The following is a 15878-nucleotide window of genomic DNA, read 5'->3' on the forward strand; positions in this document are numbered from 1 at the left end:
ATATAACAAAAGATTTATAGTTCGATTTCGATATCACCGTCAGGCAAACAACAGCAGGGAAGGATCTCTCCCTGCTGTATAAAAGCCAGCGGTTGGCTGGCGTAGGAAACTCGCCCTTTACATAATTTCACTCGACATGATCCGCAATAGCCTTCGCGGCACTGATACTCGACCGCTAGCTGATGGTGCTCTAGGGTCTGTAGCAAATTGGAATGATGGTGTTCGGGTTCGACCATTTTCCCTGTTTGATTGAGTGTGATACGAGCGAGTTTATTCATCATTATTAAAGTTGGAAATCGTTAAAATCATCAGTGTCCACGACACTATCAATTTGTCCTACTAGATAAGAACTGACTTCAACTTCTTGTGGTGCAACCTGTACGTTATCTGAAACTAACCATGAATTAATCCACGGGATTGGGTTAGAGCGTGTCTTAAACGGTAGTTGCAGGCCGACTGCATGCATACGAATATTAGTAATGTATTCGATGTATTGACAAAGAATATCTTTGTTCATCCCAATCATCGAACCATCGCGGAACAGATATTCTGCCCACTCTTTTTCTTGCTCAGCGGCTTTCTTAAAGAGATCAAAGCACTCTTGCTCGCACTCTGCGGCAATAGCTTTCATTTCTGGATCATCTTCGCCACTACGCAGTAAATTAAGCATATGCTGCGTACCGGTAAGGTGTAAGGCTTCATCCCGTGCAATCAGTCGAATGATCTTAGCATTACCTTCCATCAGCTCGCGCTCGGCAAAAGCAAAGGAACATGCAAAGCTGACATAGAAGCGAATGGCTTCTAGTGCATTAACGCTCATCAGACAGAGATAAAGTTGCTTCTTCAGTGTACGTAGGCTTACGGTAATTGTTTTGCCCGCAACCTGATGCTCGCCTTCTCCCAGCAGATGCCAATAGTTTGTCATCGCAATCAGATCGTCATAATACTTAGAGATATCTTCAGCGCGACGTAAGATTTGATCGTTAGTCACGATGTCATCAAAGACCAGTGCTGGGTCATTCACAATATTACGAATAATGTGGGTATAAGAACGTGAATGAATGGTCTCTGAAAATGCCCACGTTTCTACCCATGTTTCTAATTCAGGAATAGAAATGATCGGTAAAAGCGCGACGTTAGGACTACGGCCTTGAATGGAGTCGAGGAGTGTTTGATATTTTAGATTACTCAAAAATATATGACGTTCGTGTTCAGGGAGTTTTTGAAAATCGATACGGTCACGAGAGACGTCGACTTCTTCTGGTCGCCAGAAAAAAGAGAGCTGTTTTTCGATTAACTTTTCAAAAATTTCATATTTTTGTTGGTCATAACGGGCAACGTTGACCGGTTGACCAAAGAACATCGGTTCTTTGAGTTGGTCGTTTTTATTCTGAGAAAAAGTGGTATAAGCCATTGAGGTGTCCCAATCATTAGCAATAATAAAATGTGTAGGTAAGTAGGGGATACCTACTTACCTAGGCAGCATTAATTAGATTTTACATGCACCGCCTGCACAGCTATCGTCTTCCGCCTCGGGGAGCAGATCTTCTTGGGAATCTTCGGCACCATCGCGCGTATTTTGATAATAAAGGGTTTTTACACCAAACTTATACGCCGTGAGAAGATCTTTAAGCAGTTGCTGCATCGGTACTTTCCCGCCGGTATAACGCGTCGGATCGTAGTTGGTATTGGACGAGATCGCCTGGTCGATAAACTTCTGCATGATACCCACTAATTGCAAATAACCGTCGTTAGAAGGCATTTCCCACAGCAGCTCATACTGATCTTGTAGACGTTCATATTCAGGAACAACTTGACGTAAAATACCGTCTTTAGAGGCTTTGATACTGACGTACCCACGTGGTGGCTCAATACCGTTGGTAGCGTTAGAAATCTGCGAAGAGGTTTCTGACGGCATTAAGGCCGAAAGCGTCGAGTTGCGTAAGCCATGTGTTTTGATTGATTGGCGTAAGGCTTCCCAGTCCAGATGCAAAGGTTCTTGGCTGATTGCATCCAAATCTTTTTTATAGGTATCGATAGGCAGGATACCGGCAGCATATGTCGTGTCGTTGAACCACGGGCATGCTCCCACTTCCTGTGCTAGCTGGTTCGAGGCCTTTAATAAGTAATATTGAATCGCTTCAAAAGTTTTATGAGTTAGGTTGTTGGCCGAACCGTCCGAGTAACGCTTACCGTTTTTCGCTAAGTAATAAGCGAAGTTAATCACGCCTATTCCTAAGGTACGACGACCCATCGCTCCACGCTCTGCAGCAATCAAAGGGTAATCTTGATAATCTAAGAGAGCATCTAGCGAACGAACGGCAAGGGTGGCTAACTCTTCTAGCTCGCTCAGATCGTTAATTGCGCCTAAGTTAAAGGCAGAGAGAGTACAGAGCGCAATTTCGCCATTCTCATCATTAATGTCATTTAAAGGCTTCGTCGGTAGCGCGATCTCTAAACAGAGGTTAGATTGGCGTACTGGCGCGACGGCCGGATCAAATGGACTGTGGGTATTACAGTGGTCGACATTTTGGATATAAATTCGTCCGGTAGACGCACGCTCTTGCATCATTAGCGAGAACAGATCAACCGCTTTGATCTTTTGTTTGCGAATAGAGTCATCGGCTTCATACAGGGTATAAAGACGCTCGAATTCAACTTGGTCCGCAAAGAAAGCGTCATATAAGCCAGGGACGTCAGAAGGGCTAAATAAAGTAATATCGCCGCCCTTGACCAGACGTTGATACATCAGTTTGTTAATCTGCACACCATAGTCTAAATGGCGAACCCGATTACCTTCAACACCACGGTTATTTTTAAGAACTAATAAGCTCTCAATTTCCAAATGCCACATGGGGTAAAACAGCGTCGCAGCGCCGCCACGTACCCCACCTTGCGAGCAGGATTTTACCGCAGTTTGGAAATGTTTATAGAATGGGATGCAGCCAGTATGGAAAGCCTCTCCACCACGGATAGGGCTTCCTAATGCGCGAATACGACCCGCATTAATACCAATCCCCGCACGTTGCGAGACATATTTAACGATCGCGCTAGACGTCGCATTGATAGAGTCTAAGCTATCACCGCACTCAATGAGCACACAGGAGCTAAATTGGCGCGTTGGCGTACGTACACCCGCCATAATTGGAGTTGGGAGTGAGATTTTAAAGGTAGAAACGGCGTCGTAGAAACGACGGATGTAGTCAAGACGTGTCTCCTTTGGATAGGCGGAGAACAGGCATGCTGCGACTAAAATATATAAAAACTGTGCGCTTTCGTAGATATCGCCAGTAACTCGGTTTTGTACTAAGTACTTACCTTCAAGTTGTTTCACTGCCGCATAGGAGAAGTTCATATCACGCCAGTGATCGATATAGCTATCGATCTCTGCAAACTCTTCCTCAGAGTAATCGGCCAGCAGGTGGGCATCATATTTTCCCATTTCAACCATTTTTCTTACATGGTCGATAAGTACTGGCGGTTCAAATTGGCCATAGGCTTTTTTACGTAAGTGGAAGATAGCCAAACGTGCTGCAAGATATTGATAATCAGGCGTATCACGCGAAATCAGATCGGCCGCTGCTTTAATAATCGTTTCGTGGATATCCGAGGTCTTAATGCCATCATAAAACTGAATGTGAGAACGTAGTTCAACTTGTGAAACGGAGACATTATTTAATCCCTCTGCAGCCCAATCAAGCACTCGATGTATCTTGTCTAAGTTGATACGTTCTTGCTGGCCATTGCGTTTAGTCACGAGCAGACTTTGATTCATGCGGCAGTTACCTATTGTTACTGAAGTCTTAAGGAGCTACCTAATTAACAGAGTTATGCACAGTTTTATTATTGTGAATAATACTGTGGATAAACACTACATGTAGTGTCTTGCTATCAATTAGGTACCAATATGGTGTTTTATTGTAGTGGTAAATAACGACGTGACAAGCATAAAATTATGCTAAGAACTCTTGTTTTTTTTGAAAACCGCGTCGCAAAAGGGAGGTGGCATTGTCAATAAATTCGTATTTTTTTTTCTTCAATCTCTCGGGCGATGAGAATTCCGACAAATTGATTATTGATGCGACAAAATCACTCCCTTCAAAGAATGAAGGGAGTGACGATCAAGCAGGTAGTGGGTAGTGCGTATGGATCATGTAATTGACATCTACATTTCCACCGAGGGTGAAACGGTTGGTGAACGGATTGTAGTGCAGTCCGGTCATATTACGTTCTTTTAAAGGTGTTTCATCTACCCAACCGAGTAACTCGGAAGGCCGGATACATTTCTTAATATCGTGCGTACCTTTAGGAACCATCCGCAACACGTACTCTGCGCCAAATATCGCCATCAGCCAGGCTTTAGGGTTACGGTTAATGGTAGAGAAAAAAACATCACCACCCGGTTTTACCAAACGAGCACACGCTAGCACGACTGAACGCGGATCAGGAACATGCTCAAGCATTTCCATACAGGTGACAACATCATATTGACCGGCGAACTCTTCAGCATGAGCTTCTACTGTTTGTTGAACATAGTTAATGCTCACTTGGCTTTCCATTGCATGTAATCGTGCTACCGCGAGCGGCTCTGCGCCCATATCGAGCCCAATGACCTCGGCGCCTTCTTTAGCCATACTTTCGGTTAAAATACCGCCACCACAACCGACATCTAAAACCTTTTTGCCATAAAGCCCCTGGCTTTGTTGTGTAATGTAACCTAGGCGCAAAGGATTGATGCGGTGGAGTGGTTTGAACTCACCTTCGAGATCCCACCAGCGACTCGCAACAGCTTCAAATTTTGCGATTTCTTGTTGGTCAACGTTTTGTTTCTCGGCTTCAAATTGGTCACTCATCAACACTTACTCCTAGAAAATGTGCGCTAAGTATAAACGCTTCAACGCACTTCATCACCTAAGGATTGCTATTCGTAGAGGAAGTGGTGGAGAGAGATGCACCGGACAGGGTAAATGTGTTATGATTCTGTTCTTTATATTAGGTAATATTCTAGAGGGATAGCGGCTCCATGAGCGACCTTGCAAGAGAAATCACACCGGTTAATATTGAGGAAGAGCTAAAAACCTCTTATCTCGATTATGCCATGTCGGTCATTGTTGGCCGCGCGTTACCTGATGTCCGTGATGGATTGAAGCCTGTTCACCGCCGTGTTTTATTTGCGATGAACGAATTAAGTAACGACTGGAATAAACCGTACAAAAAGTCTGCCCGTGTTGTTGGGGACGTCATTGGTAAGTATCACCCCCACGGTGATTCAGCGGTTTATGATGCTATCGTCCGTATGGCTCAGCCATTCTCTCTGCGTTATATGCTGGTCGATGGACAAGGTAATTTCGGCTCGATCGATGGCGATTCTGCGGCAGCCATGCGTTATACCGAAGTCCGTATGGCGAAAATCACCCATGAATTATTGGCGGATCTAGAAAAAGAAACCGTAGATTTTGTTCCCAACTACGATGGGAATGAGCAAATCCCTGATGTTTTACCGACCCGTGTGCCTAACTTATTGGTTAATGGCTCTTCGGGGATCGCCGTGGGGATGGCGACCAATATCCCGCCACACAATATGACCGAGGTGATTAACGGTACACTGGCTTATATTGAAGACAGCGATATCTCGTTAGAAGCCTTAATGGAGCATATTCCAGGGCCAGATTTCCCAACGGCGGCTATTATCAATGGTCGTCGTGGTATCGAGGAAGCCTACCGTACGGGCCGGGGTAAAATTTATATTCGTGCGCGTGGCGAAGTACAAGCGGATGCGAAAACTGGCCGCGAAACGATCATCATCCATGAAATTCCTTATCAAGTGAACAAAGCGCGCTTGATCGAGAAAATTGCTGAGCTGGTAAAAGATAAACGTATCGAAGGTATCAGCGCACTGCGTGATGAGTCTGATAAAGACGGTATGCGGATCGTTATTGAAATTAAACGTGATGCAGTCGGCGAAGTGGTATTGAACAATCTTTACTCTTTGACGCAGTTACAAGTCTCGTTTGGGATCAATATGGTTGCCTTACATCAAGGCCAACCTAAGATCATGCCATTAAAAGATATTCTTGAAGCCTTCGTTCGCCACCGTCGTGAAGTAGTAACGCGCAGAACCATTTTTGAACTGCGTAAAGCGCGTGATCGTGCTCATATTCTCGAAGGCCTGGCAATAGCGTTAGCGAATATCGATCCGGTAATTGAATTAATCCGCCAAGCACCAAACCCAGCAGAAGCTAAAGCGGGCCTTATTGCTCGGGGTTGGGCGCTGGGGAATGTCGCGTCAATGCTTGAGAAAGCTGGCGATGATGCCGCGCGCCCTGAGTGGTTGGAAGAGCAATATGGTATTCGCGGGGATACTTATTATCTGACTGAGCAACAAGCGCAAGCGATTCTCGACCTTCGTCTCCAAAAACTTACCGGTCTCGAACACGAAAGACTGTTAGATGAATATAAGGCGCTGTTGGGCGAAATCGCTGAACTGCTATTCATTTTAGGCAGTGGTGAGCGTTTGATGGAAGTGATCCGTGAGGAATTAGTGGCAGTACGTGAGCAATTCGGTGATGAGCGTCGTACCGAGATCACGGCAAATACTGCGGACATTAATATCGAAGATTTAATCAATCAAGAAGATGTTGTTGTCACACTGTCACATCAAGGCTATGTGAAATACCAACCGCTGACCGATTATGAAGCCCAACGTCGTGGTGGTAAAGGAAAGTCTGCGGCACGGATTAAAGACGAAGACTTTATCGATAGACTGCTGGTGGCAAACACCCATGACACAATTCTTTGCTTCTCATCCAGAGGACGTTTGTATTGGATGAAGGTCTATCAGTTACCGGAAGCGAGTCGTGGGGCGCGTGGACGTCCTATTGTGAACTTATTGCCTCTCGAAGCGAATGAGCGTATCACCGCAATCCTGCCAGTTAAAGAGTATGCGCAAGGGGTGAATGTCTTTATGGCAACGGCGAGCGGTACAGTGAAGAAAACTGCACTGACTGACTTTAGCCGTCCACGTAGTGCAGGGATTATTGCGATTAACCTGCGTGATGATGACTCCCTCATCGGCGTTGCCTTGACTAAAGGTGAAGACGAAGCGATGTTATTCTCGGCAGCAGGAAAAGTAGTACGCTTCTCTGAGCAAGCAGTCAGAACGATGGGTCGTACTGCCGCGGGCGTTCGGGGCATTAAACTGGCAGCGGATGACCACGTCGTCTCATTAATTGTTCCAAATGCCGAAGGCGCCATTTTGACCGTGACGAAAAATGGTTTTGGTAAAAGAACGGCGACGCAAGAGTACCCGACTAAGTCGCGTGCGACGCAAGGCGTTATTTCCATTAAAGTGACTGATCGTAATGGGCCGGTAATCGGTGCGGTTCAAGTTGATGATGCTGACCAAATTATGATGATTACTGATGCCGGGACTTTAGTCAGAACGCGTGTGTCAGAAGTCAGTATTGTTGGTCGTAACACTCAAGGCGTTATTCTTATCCGTACTGCGGACGATGAAAATGTTGTTGGGCTGCAACGTGTTGCAGAACCGGTTGCGGAAGAAGAGCTTGATGCCATCGATGGTTCGGTACCGGAAGGGGAAGATACACTTCCACCTGAAGTCGATAACGATGACGATGAAGTTATCGATGATGAGTGATAAACTCTCGCAATAAATGAAAAAGGCATCGTAAGATGCCTTTTTTAATTAATCTGGTCATATTCAACATAATGAAAAAGAGAGCGCTTTAAGGTGAAATATTTAGTCTCTTTTAGGACAGCATTACGTGTTTCTCGCTATCTTTTTCGTGGCCTAGCGTTAGTTATTTGGCTTGTTGGTATACTGATTTCTCTTTTTACGATCACTGAATCGTTACATGAAAAAGAAAATCGCTTACGCGAGCAGCTTTTTACTTCTTTTTCGCAAACACAATTTCATGTCACTCATCTTTCCGAGGCTTCACGCGGATTAAAATATGTAGCTGAAAACCAGCTTAATCGCCCGCCTGCACAAGATGATGAGCCGAAAGAGTCTTCCCTCGATAATCCGATTCTTGCCGCAAGCGCTGCTGCTTTTTTCTCACTCTCTGCGGGTGCTGAGTGCCAAGAACAAAAGGGTGCTTGGCAAAGTGCCTTTATTACGCTCAGTCATTATCTGCATCTCTTAGATAGCCAATATGCATCGACTTATGAAATCAGTAATATTTATCTGCTTGATCGAAAAAGCAGTTGTGCGGCTAATTTTATGTTTAATGAGAGTAGCCTAGGTCAAGACGGTAGCCGATTACTACTACGGGATCACCAATTTGTTTTTCAAACTGCCAATGACGATACTTTGCGTAATCCGCTTTATTGGCTAGCCAGTGGTAATGCACGAGCAACCGGCAGCCTATTTATGAGTATGCCAATCTATTCGGGCAATCAGCGAACTGCTGAGGTTGTGGTTGAGCAAAATCTTCGACTCGATGATACGCTAACCATTGGAAATATTCCTATTGATACAATGGTTACTGATCGAAGTAATCGTATTTTATTAGCCAATAATAGTTGGGCTTTGCAACCGGTTGTCTCCTTATTACCAAGCAGTAAACAGTGGTTTGGATATATTGATAACTACCGCTATTTGGCACTTAAAAATAGTCTTACCCCTGGCCCATTTAATATGGTCTATCTGGTCTCGACGACAATTCTCTTTGATCAGATGCGTTTGATGCTATTGAATACGTTATTGCTCAATCTTTTTACGGCATTGTTTTTAATTTGTCTGACGCTAATGTTTGAAAAGCGTATGTTTATCCCGGCTTTTAATAATGCATTGCGGCTAGAAGAGCATGAACAATTTAACCGAAAAATTGTCGCATCTGCTCCAGTAGGGATTTGTATATTACGTACCAGTGATGGCAGTAATATCTTAAGTAATGAACTTGCGCATAATTATCTGAGTGTTTTAACGCCAGAAGATAGGGTCAGAATTGGTGAAATTATCCGCGGGCAAGAAGTTAACTTTATGGATGTGCTAACTGCCTCGAAAATTAACTTACAGATGAGTTTTGTACATAGCCGCTATCGTAATGAAGATGTGGCGATTTGCGTATTAATTGATGTCAGTGCTCGTGTGATGATGGAAAAATCGCTACAGGAAATTGCGAATAGTGCGGAGCAAGCTAGCCAATCAAAATCCATGTTCCTGGCAACCGTCAGCCACGAATTACGTACGCCACTCTACGGTATTATTGGAAATTTGGACCTTTTACAAACGCGAGAGTTACCCGATAACATTCTCAGCTTAGTACAAGGAATGAATAACTCATCGAGTTTATTACTCAAGATTATTAATGATATTCTCGATTTCTCGAAAATCGAATCTGAACAGTTGAAAATCTCTCCGGTGATCTTCTCACCCAGTGAGGTTATTTCCCATGTGGAAATGAATTATTTACCTTTGGTTATTCGTAAGCGATTAACACTTTGGTGCTTTATTGAAGCCGACGTGCCGTTGACGATGCTAGGCGATCCTATTCGTCTACAACAGGTTATTTCCAATCTATTAAGTAATGCCATCAAATTTACCCATACTGGGGGAATACTATTACACCTGTGGTGTGAGCAAGGTTACCTCCATATTCGCATTCGTGATACCGGTATAGGTATTCGTCAGCGCGACGTTTTACAACTTTTTGACCCATTTTTCCAAGTTGAAGGAAAGGTTCAGCGAAACTTTCAGGGTACAGGGCTCGGTTTGGCAATATGCGAAAAGTTAATCAATATGATGGATGGTGATATCACCGTTTGTTCTGAGCCCGATATTGGCAGTGAGTTTACGTTACGTCTACCTGTTTGGCAGGGTCAACGGTACGTACCGAGTACTGAGTTTAGTGATAAGTCAGTGGTAGTGCTAATAAGCAATCGCTACTTCTCAGAGTATATGATTCGATGTCTACAGGCACTGCAGATTGTGGTTAGCACAACGCTGCCAGAGGAAGAGGATCCGATGCGAGTCTTTATTACCGACGATGCGTCAACGTACCACGATGGTCGAACAGATGGAGTATGGATCCTCTTTTCGCCTTGGCACAATGATAAACCGACGCTGATGCCAGAAGGATATTGGTTGATGACAACCGCAAAAGCCTATGAGTTGCCTGAATTATTGACAAAAATTTGGCAATCCGCTCGGGTGAATATTAAGAGTGATGGGGTAACCGTCGCACCGATAGAAGAACGCCATGAGCAGCGTATTTTGGTGGTGGATGATCATCCTATTAATCGTTTATTACTCAGTGAACAGTTAACTACTCTTGGTTACCGTACACGCACCGCTAAAGATGGGCTTGATGCCTTGGAAGTATTAAAAGTCGGTGAGATCGATATTGTCTTAACCGATATTAATATGCCAAATTTAGATGGCTACGGTTTGGCAAGACAACTTCGTCGTGAAGGGAAAAGTTATCCTATCATCGGGCTTACTGCCAATGCTTTAGTCAAAGAGCAACAGTTATGCTTGGATGCAGGGATGAACGATTGTCTTTCTAAACCCATTACACTTGAAGAATTACAGAGGGCGTTACAGACATACCTTTCGATGAAAGAAAACTAGAAGCCTAGGATAAGCTTCTAGTTTTGTCCTGCTACTCTTCGTTTGAGGAGTGGCTTACTGAAGAGAGATAGTTAAGCAGAGCAATATCATTGTCGACGCCTAACTTCATCATCGCTGATTTCTTTTGGCTACTGATCGTTTTAATACTGCGATTGAGTTTACGTGCAATTTCAGTGACTAAGAAGCCCTCAGCAAAAAGACGTAGTACTTCACTCTCTTTTGGTGAGAGGCGTTTATCTCCATAGCCACCTGCACTAATTTTCTCTAACAGACGTGCCACAGAGTCTGGGGTGTATTTCTTCCCTTTTTGTAACGCGGCTAGAGCTTTTGGTAAGTCAGTGGGTGCACCTTGTTTAAGAACAATACCTTCAATATCAAGATCAAGCACTGATCCTAAAATGGCAGGATTGTTGTTCATCGTCAAAACAATGATTGAGATATCAGGGTAATGACGCTTGATATATTTGATAAGGGTAATACCGTCACCGTATTTATCTCCAGGCATAGAGAGATCGGTAATCAGTACATGGGCATCAAGTTTACCAAGATTGTTAATCAGTGTGGTAGAGTCTTCAAATTCGCCCACTACATTGACCCATTCGATTTGTTCTAACGATTTACGAATTCCGAAAAGTACAATCGGATGGTCGTCGGCGATAATTACATTCATATTATTCATTTTTTTGGCTACCTTGCTGTAGCAGTGAGTCAACATAGTGCTGAAGTTCACTGATACTCATCATAATGTTCGATTTATGGTGTTGCTCAATCTGTTGCTCAATCGTCTCGCAGTACATTTTACCTTTTTGCAAATTTAGCATCGCAAAAACGCCCTTGAGTCGATGTGCTGTTAAGGCAAGTGCAGCGTCGTTTTCACTAGCCACTTCACTGCGTAACTTGTCCATATCTTCTTTAACGGTTTGTTCAAAGATTGAGTAGTACTCTGAATTCCCCCACAATGAAGTCGATACATTTTCCTCTCCTTGTGATAATACATCTTCTGCAATTTGTTGTTCTATCAATGCCATAATGGCATCGAGGATAGAACGGCTAATATTAGTATTAGCCTGTTTGTGACGGAGATGACGGGTCAATAACTCAGGCTTGGTAGAGAGTAGGACTCCCCAATCGTCCAGTTGTTCCACATCATCGGTAATCATCAGATCACACTGTTGACCTGAATATCGATCCTCTGGAAAATCATACTTCGCTCCCCAGCGCAGAAGTTGTCGACAGATAATAGAGCGAACATCATCGGCGACAATACTGACCAATACTCGGACACCTTCCAGAATTTGCTCATCACCTTCTTCCGTTGATGTGACTGGCGGTACAGTAAACGCCAATTGATAACGTGTACCAATAGGAATCTTCGACTCAATAACTAACGTTCCGTGAAACAGCGATAGCAACTGTCTACAAAAGAACAGGTCTAAGCTAGTTGAATATTCTGCGTTCTCAGCACTGACGGCGTTGATAAACGGAAACTCAATATTTTCCTGCTCTTGTGGAGAAAGCCCCGGCCCAGTATCAACAATTTCTAGCAAAAGTCGATCAGCATATTCCGTACTTTGCGAAATCTTTAATTTAATTTTTCCCCATACTGTATTTTCTATCGAGTAGCGAAGTATAGTTGTAATTATCTGAAAAATGAGTGACGCGTCGCCCAATCGATGGCTTTCTACCAATTCACTGTTGTCGACCACGAGCAGTACCCCTTTTTCGGTTGCTATGGATTGAGTTTCCGTGATGACGTCATCCAAAATATGTTGCAGGTCGATCTCCTGCGGATCAGGCACCCAGCGACCCGATTCAACTTCATTTAAGGTACTGATATTGCCGACTAAGCGTCCTAAGTGTTTCACGCCTTGGCGTAAGCCATCGGGGAGTGTATGGGGCGATAAGCTATCAAATTGCGTGACATCATGTTCAACCCGGTGCATCGGCTTAGCCAACGTGGCACTTAATTGTTCAAAGAATTGCTGGCGCAATGTATGATTTTTCTCTAGCACGCTTTGCGCTTGTTGCAGTTGTTGATTGACCAGTTGCTCGCGATTTTGTTCACGGAAGGCAAATATATGATAGTGGTTAATCACTTGACTGGTGTAATGCCGGACTTGATAAATCTCATTATTTACCGTGACCTGCAAAAGCTCGAACGGATTTGAGGACATATCCACCATTTTTTTGACATTAAGGTGCGGGACTAAATGATCGGATATTTCGTTAGAAAGTAGAATTTTTTCTTGATTCGCATCATAGATAAGATAGCCAAGGGGAAAGTTCTTAACTAATTCTTGCGCGAATTGCTGCAATTTTTCCACCCACGGATCCACCTTTACCGTTGGCTGTGCTTTATTTTCCTTTACAAATACTAATGCCGTTGCAATCAGGGCAATTAGCCCTAATAAGATCAAATAAACCGGTAAGAGTTCATCGATCATTGCATGAATGACGTGCATTAAAGGTAAATGGTAGATAGCCGAGAGCGGAGAATCATTTAATGGACGAATGATGTCGATACTTAATGCCGAGAGGTTAAGCGAATTACTGCCCGATCCGCCTTTTTTTACAATGACTTCTTCATTATGAATTTGTAATGCTGAAAGATCTAACTGGTTATTATTGATATCATCAATCGGCAGATCGACCGCTAAAATGGTAGCAAGATGACCAGGTTGATTAAATGTGGTACGCAGCGTGATAAATGCCGTATCGGAAAGCTGCAGATTACGACGCAAAGGAGAAAAACTCTCTTTCTCATCCAAAGTGTTCGCTTGTTGCAACATTTCATTGCGACGCCCTGCAATATATGAGGCGATATTCCGTCCTTCATAGCGGTTTAATTTACTAATAAGTTGCCCATTGGTAATCACAGAAAGGCTATTATCCTCGCCATTGAGATAGTACAGCGTCCACGTCAATTTCGCTGAGGCCCACAAGGTCTCTGTATACTGAGAAGTGTGTAAAGCGAGCTGTTCAGTTGACAAGCTGTGTTCGCCAAAGATTAGGGTTTCAACTTTAGGCGAGGGTGTTGTCAGGGCGTAAATACCAGGTTGAAGGGTAGATTGATCGATTGAATTATTATTCGCTTCAGCGTTAAGGGCATCTCGGGTGGCTGAGTCAAAAATTTGCCAAGAGATATAACGGTATTTATTGATACGGTTTTGTAACGATTTTGTGAAGATACTGACTGACTCACCTTGTTGCTCGATAATGGTTAAACCGTTGCTGTATACCAAACTGATAAAAGAAATGATAAGTAGCGTAAGCAGCAAGATAAGAAGTTTACGCAAATTATTTGGCGTCATTTCAGGTATTTTAAACAGCATACAAGTCTCAATTGTCGGAGATAGGCGGTATTGTGCAATTATGCCAGAAGTTACAGAAGGTGTAACTGTCGCCGTCAATCATAAGAAAATAGCTTCGATTGCGGGGCAAAAAAAACCGAGCAGAAGCTCGGTAGGAAGTGAATAAAACTTATAACTTAGATAAAAAAACAATAATAAATATAAATGATGATAGCGGGGTAATAGTAATACTTAGAAGGCTAATCGTTTGAACATTCAGTGCGATTAGAAGAGCGATATCGAGTTTTACCCACAAAACAGGATGAGGGTAAATGTCAATGATCGTCAGAAATTGTCATTGATGGCGCTAAAAGATGAAATTTATAGGTTGAAAATTTACATTTGTACATAAATTAGAAATACGTTGAAACATCTTCTATGTTTTATTGTTTTGCTACAAAGATTTTCACACTTCGCCTTACTATTATAGCCAGTGAAGTGTTTTTTGCACAATTACTTGATTTTTTTTCAGGATTGATAGTTTTCGAGGAAAATAAAGATGAAAATCCGCGCTCTTTCTTTGCTTATTCCCGCACTTCTCGTCGCAGGTTCTGCAGGTGCTGCAGAAATCTACAATAAAGATGGTAATAAATTAGATTTATTCGGTAAAGTCGACGGTCTACATTATTTTTCTAATGATGACAGTAACAACGGTGACGAATCTTATATGCGTTTCGGTTTTCAAGGCGAAACACAAGTTACCGATCAACTGACAGGTTATGGGCAATGGGAATATCAAGTTGCGTTAAATAACGCTGAGTCACAAGGTACGGCAAATAATTACACGCGTATTGGCTACGCCGGTCTACGTTTTGCTAATTCAGGCTCAATCGATTATGGCCGTAGTTATGGCGTAATGTATGATATTGCTGGCTGGACAGATGTACTGCCGGAATTCGGTGGTGATACCTACGGTGCTGACAACTTCTTATTCCAACGTAGTAACGGTTTAGCTACTTATCGTAATAATAATTTCTTTGGTCTTGTTGATGGATTAAATTTCGCCGTCCAATATCAAGGAAAAAATAGTAATTCGACTGAGTCACCGAACGGTCGTGATGTTTTAGGGCAAAACGGCGATGGTTGGGGACTCAGCACGACCTACGATCTAGGTAACGGTTTATCTGTTGGCGGAGCAATGTTCTCGTCTGATCGTACGAACGATCAAAATGGCAGTAACAATTACAGTGCAATTCAAGGCCGCGGTGATAAAGCGACGGCTTATTCGGGTGGATTAAAGTATGACGCTAACCAAGTCTACTTAGCAGCAATGTTTACCCGTTCTTATAACGCCACCAAATTTGGTGATTCAAGCAGCAGCGACAGCGTTTACGGCTATGCGAACAAAGCTAATAACCTTGAGCTAGTAGCTCAGTACCAATTTGATTTTGGCTTACGTCCTTCTTTAGCCTACGTCACCTCACGTGGCTCTGATATTGGTACTTATGGCACGCAAAACTTGAAGAAATATGTTGATGTTGGTGCCACTTATTACTTCAACAAAAACATGTCTACCTATGTTGATTATCAAATCAACTTGCTGAAAGATAATACCTTCACTGAAGCTGCGGGTATCACAACTGATAATACCGTTGCATTGGGCTTGGTTTACCAGTTCTAATTACGCTGGATTGTTAACGAAAATAGGATGCTTAAGCATCCTATTTTTTTGAGAGGAATATAGCCAATTATAGGGTGGGGGATTGGTTATTCGGTTGTGAAGATGAAGTAGAATCTCGTAAGCAGTAATGTCCTTCCATAAACAATCCATTAGCGCTAAAACCACCACCTAATAACCATTGGTCATACAATGCTCGACATTGGGTTAATAATTGTTGAAATCTTTGCATCGGTCACCTCCTCATTAAGCGTACCTTATCACTGCAAAGACGGTGCCAATGTTAGCATTGGCTGACACGTACAATAGGGGCTTA

General features: G+C 43.2%; 10 protein-coding genes. 3 read left to right on the plus strand and 7 right to left on the minus strand.

All coding sequences use genetic code 11. The annotated features are described in order from the left end of the window. Window positions 1-14: 14 nt before the first annotated feature. From yfaE to ubiG, 4 genes are all read right to left on the minus strand, one after another. Window positions 15-278, minus strand: coding sequence for a class I ribonucleotide reductase maintenance protein YfaE (yfaE, locus tag HGT73_RS05100; protein ID WP_407073145.1), 264 nt, complete (start codon window positions 276-278; stop codon window positions 15-17). 5 nt (window positions 279-283) lie between these two features. Beyond that, a complete protein-coding gene (nrdB, locus tag HGT73_RS05105) occupies window positions 284-1414 on the minus strand; it encodes a class Ia ribonucleoside-diphosphate reductase subunit beta (protein ID WP_214212587.1) in 1131 nt (376 codons plus the stop codon). Window positions 1415-1489: 75 nt separating this feature from the next. Continuing rightward, window positions 1490-3775 carry a class 1a ribonucleoside-diphosphate reductase subunit alpha gene (nrdA, locus tag HGT73_RS05110; protein WP_214212588.1) on the minus strand — a complete coding sequence of 762 codons (2286 nt, stop codon included), beginning with the start codon at window positions 3773-3775 and terminating at the stop codon, window positions 1490-1492. A 346-nt stretch (window positions 3776-4121) separates the two neighbouring features. Then, the gene (ubiG, locus tag HGT73_RS05115) at window positions 4122-4853 is read right to left on the minus strand and encodes a bifunctional 2-polyprenyl-6-hydroxyphenol methylase/3-demethylubiquinol 3-O-methyltransferase UbiG (RefSeq protein WP_214212589.1); all 732 of its coding nucleotides are present in this window, start codon (window positions 4851-4853) and stop codon (window positions 4122-4124) included. 170 nt (window positions 4854-5023) lie between these two features. On the opposite strand from ubiG, the gene gyrA reads away from it, so the two are divergent. Both gyrA and rcsC read left to right on the plus strand, forming a co-directional pair. After that, window positions 5024-7657: a DNA topoisomerase (ATP-hydrolyzing) subunit A gene (gene gyrA, locus HGT73_RS05120; RefSeq protein ID WP_214212590.1), complete on the plus strand. Its 2634-nt coding sequence runs from the start codon at window positions 5024-5026 to the stop codon at window positions 7655-7657. A 93-nt stretch (window positions 7658-7750) separates the two neighbouring features. Then, the gene (gene rcsC, locus HGT73_RS05125) at window positions 7751-10594 is read left to right on the plus strand and encodes a two-component system sensor histidine kinase RcsC (RefSeq protein WP_214212591.1); all 2844 of its coding nucleotides are present in this window, start codon (window positions 7751-7753) and stop codon (window positions 10592-10594) included. 31 nt (window positions 10595-10625) lie between these two features. Here the strand turns inward: rcsC and rcsB are convergent, their stop codons facing one another. Together rcsB and rcsD are read right to left on the minus strand one after the other, a co-directional pair. Then, window positions 10626-11273: a response regulator transcription factor RcsB gene (gene rcsB / locus HGT73_RS05130; protein ID WP_214212592.1), complete on the minus strand. Its 648-nt coding sequence runs from the start codon at window positions 11271-11273 to the stop codon at window positions 10626-10628. Beyond that, window positions 11266-13926, minus strand: coding sequence for a phosphotransferase RcsD (gene rcsD, locus HGT73_RS05135; protein WP_214212593.1), 2661 nt, complete (start codon window positions 13924-13926; stop codon window positions 11266-11268). Before rcsD ends, rcsB begins: the two co-directional genes overlap by 8 nt. Window positions 13927-14443: 517 nt before the next feature. On the opposite strand from rcsD, the gene ompC reads away from it, so the two are divergent. Next, window positions 14444-15565, plus strand: a complete 1122-nt coding sequence (gene ompC / locus HGT73_RS05140) for a porin OmpC (protein WP_214212594.1) — start codon at window positions 14444-14446, stop codon at window positions 15563-15565. Window positions 15566-15632: 67 nt separating this feature from the next. On the opposite strand, the gene HGT73_RS05145 is transcribed toward ompC, so the two are convergent. Continuing rightward, window positions 15633-15794 (minus strand): hypothetical protein, encoded by a 162-nt coding sequence (locus HGT73_RS05145; RefSeq protein ID WP_214212595.1) that lies wholly within the window; start codon window positions 15792-15794, stop codon window positions 15633-15635. Window positions 15795-15878: the final 84 nt, after the last annotated feature.

It is taken from the genome of Rosenbergiella australiborealis (assembly GCF_018494035.1).
Classification (GTDB): Bacteria; Pseudomonadota; Gammaproteobacteria; order Enterobacterales; family Enterobacteriaceae; genus Rosenbergiella; species Rosenbergiella australiborealis.

Bases quoted from the DNA above. Each gene is read 5' to 3' on its own strand.
- gyrA (WP_214212590.1), top strand. From the start codon at position 5,024: ATGAGCGACCTTGCAAGAGAAATCACACCGGTTAATATTGAGGAAGAG.
- rcsB (WP_214212592.1), bottom strand. From the start codon at position 11,273: ATGAATAATATGAATGTAATTATCGCCGACGACCATCCGATTGTACTT.
- rcsD (WP_214212593.1), bottom strand. From the start codon at position 13,926: ATGCTGTTTAAAATACCTGAAATGACGCCAAATAATTTGCGTAAACTT.
- nrdB (WP_214212587.1), bottom strand. From the start codon at position 1,414: ATGGCTTATACCACTTTTTCTCAGAATAAAAACGACCAACTCAAAGAA.
- HGT73_RS05145 (WP_214212595.1), bottom strand. From the start codon at position 15,794: ATGCAAAGATTTCAACAATTATTAACCCAATGTCGAGCATTGTATGAC.
- yfaE (WP_407073145.1), bottom strand. From the start codon at position 278: ATGAATAAACTCGCTCGTATCACACTCAATCAAACAGGGAAAATGGTC.
- ubiG (WP_214212589.1), bottom strand. From the start codon at position 4,853: ATGAGTGACCAATTTGAAGCCGAGAAACAAAACGTTGACCAACAAGAA.
- ompC (WP_214212594.1), top strand. From the start codon at position 14,444: ATGAAAATCCGCGCTCTTTCTTTGCTTATTCCCGCACTTCTCGTCGCA.
- nrdA (WP_214212588.1), bottom strand. From the start codon at position 3,775: ATGAATCAAAGTCTGCTCGTGACTAAACGCAATGGCCAGCAAGAACGT.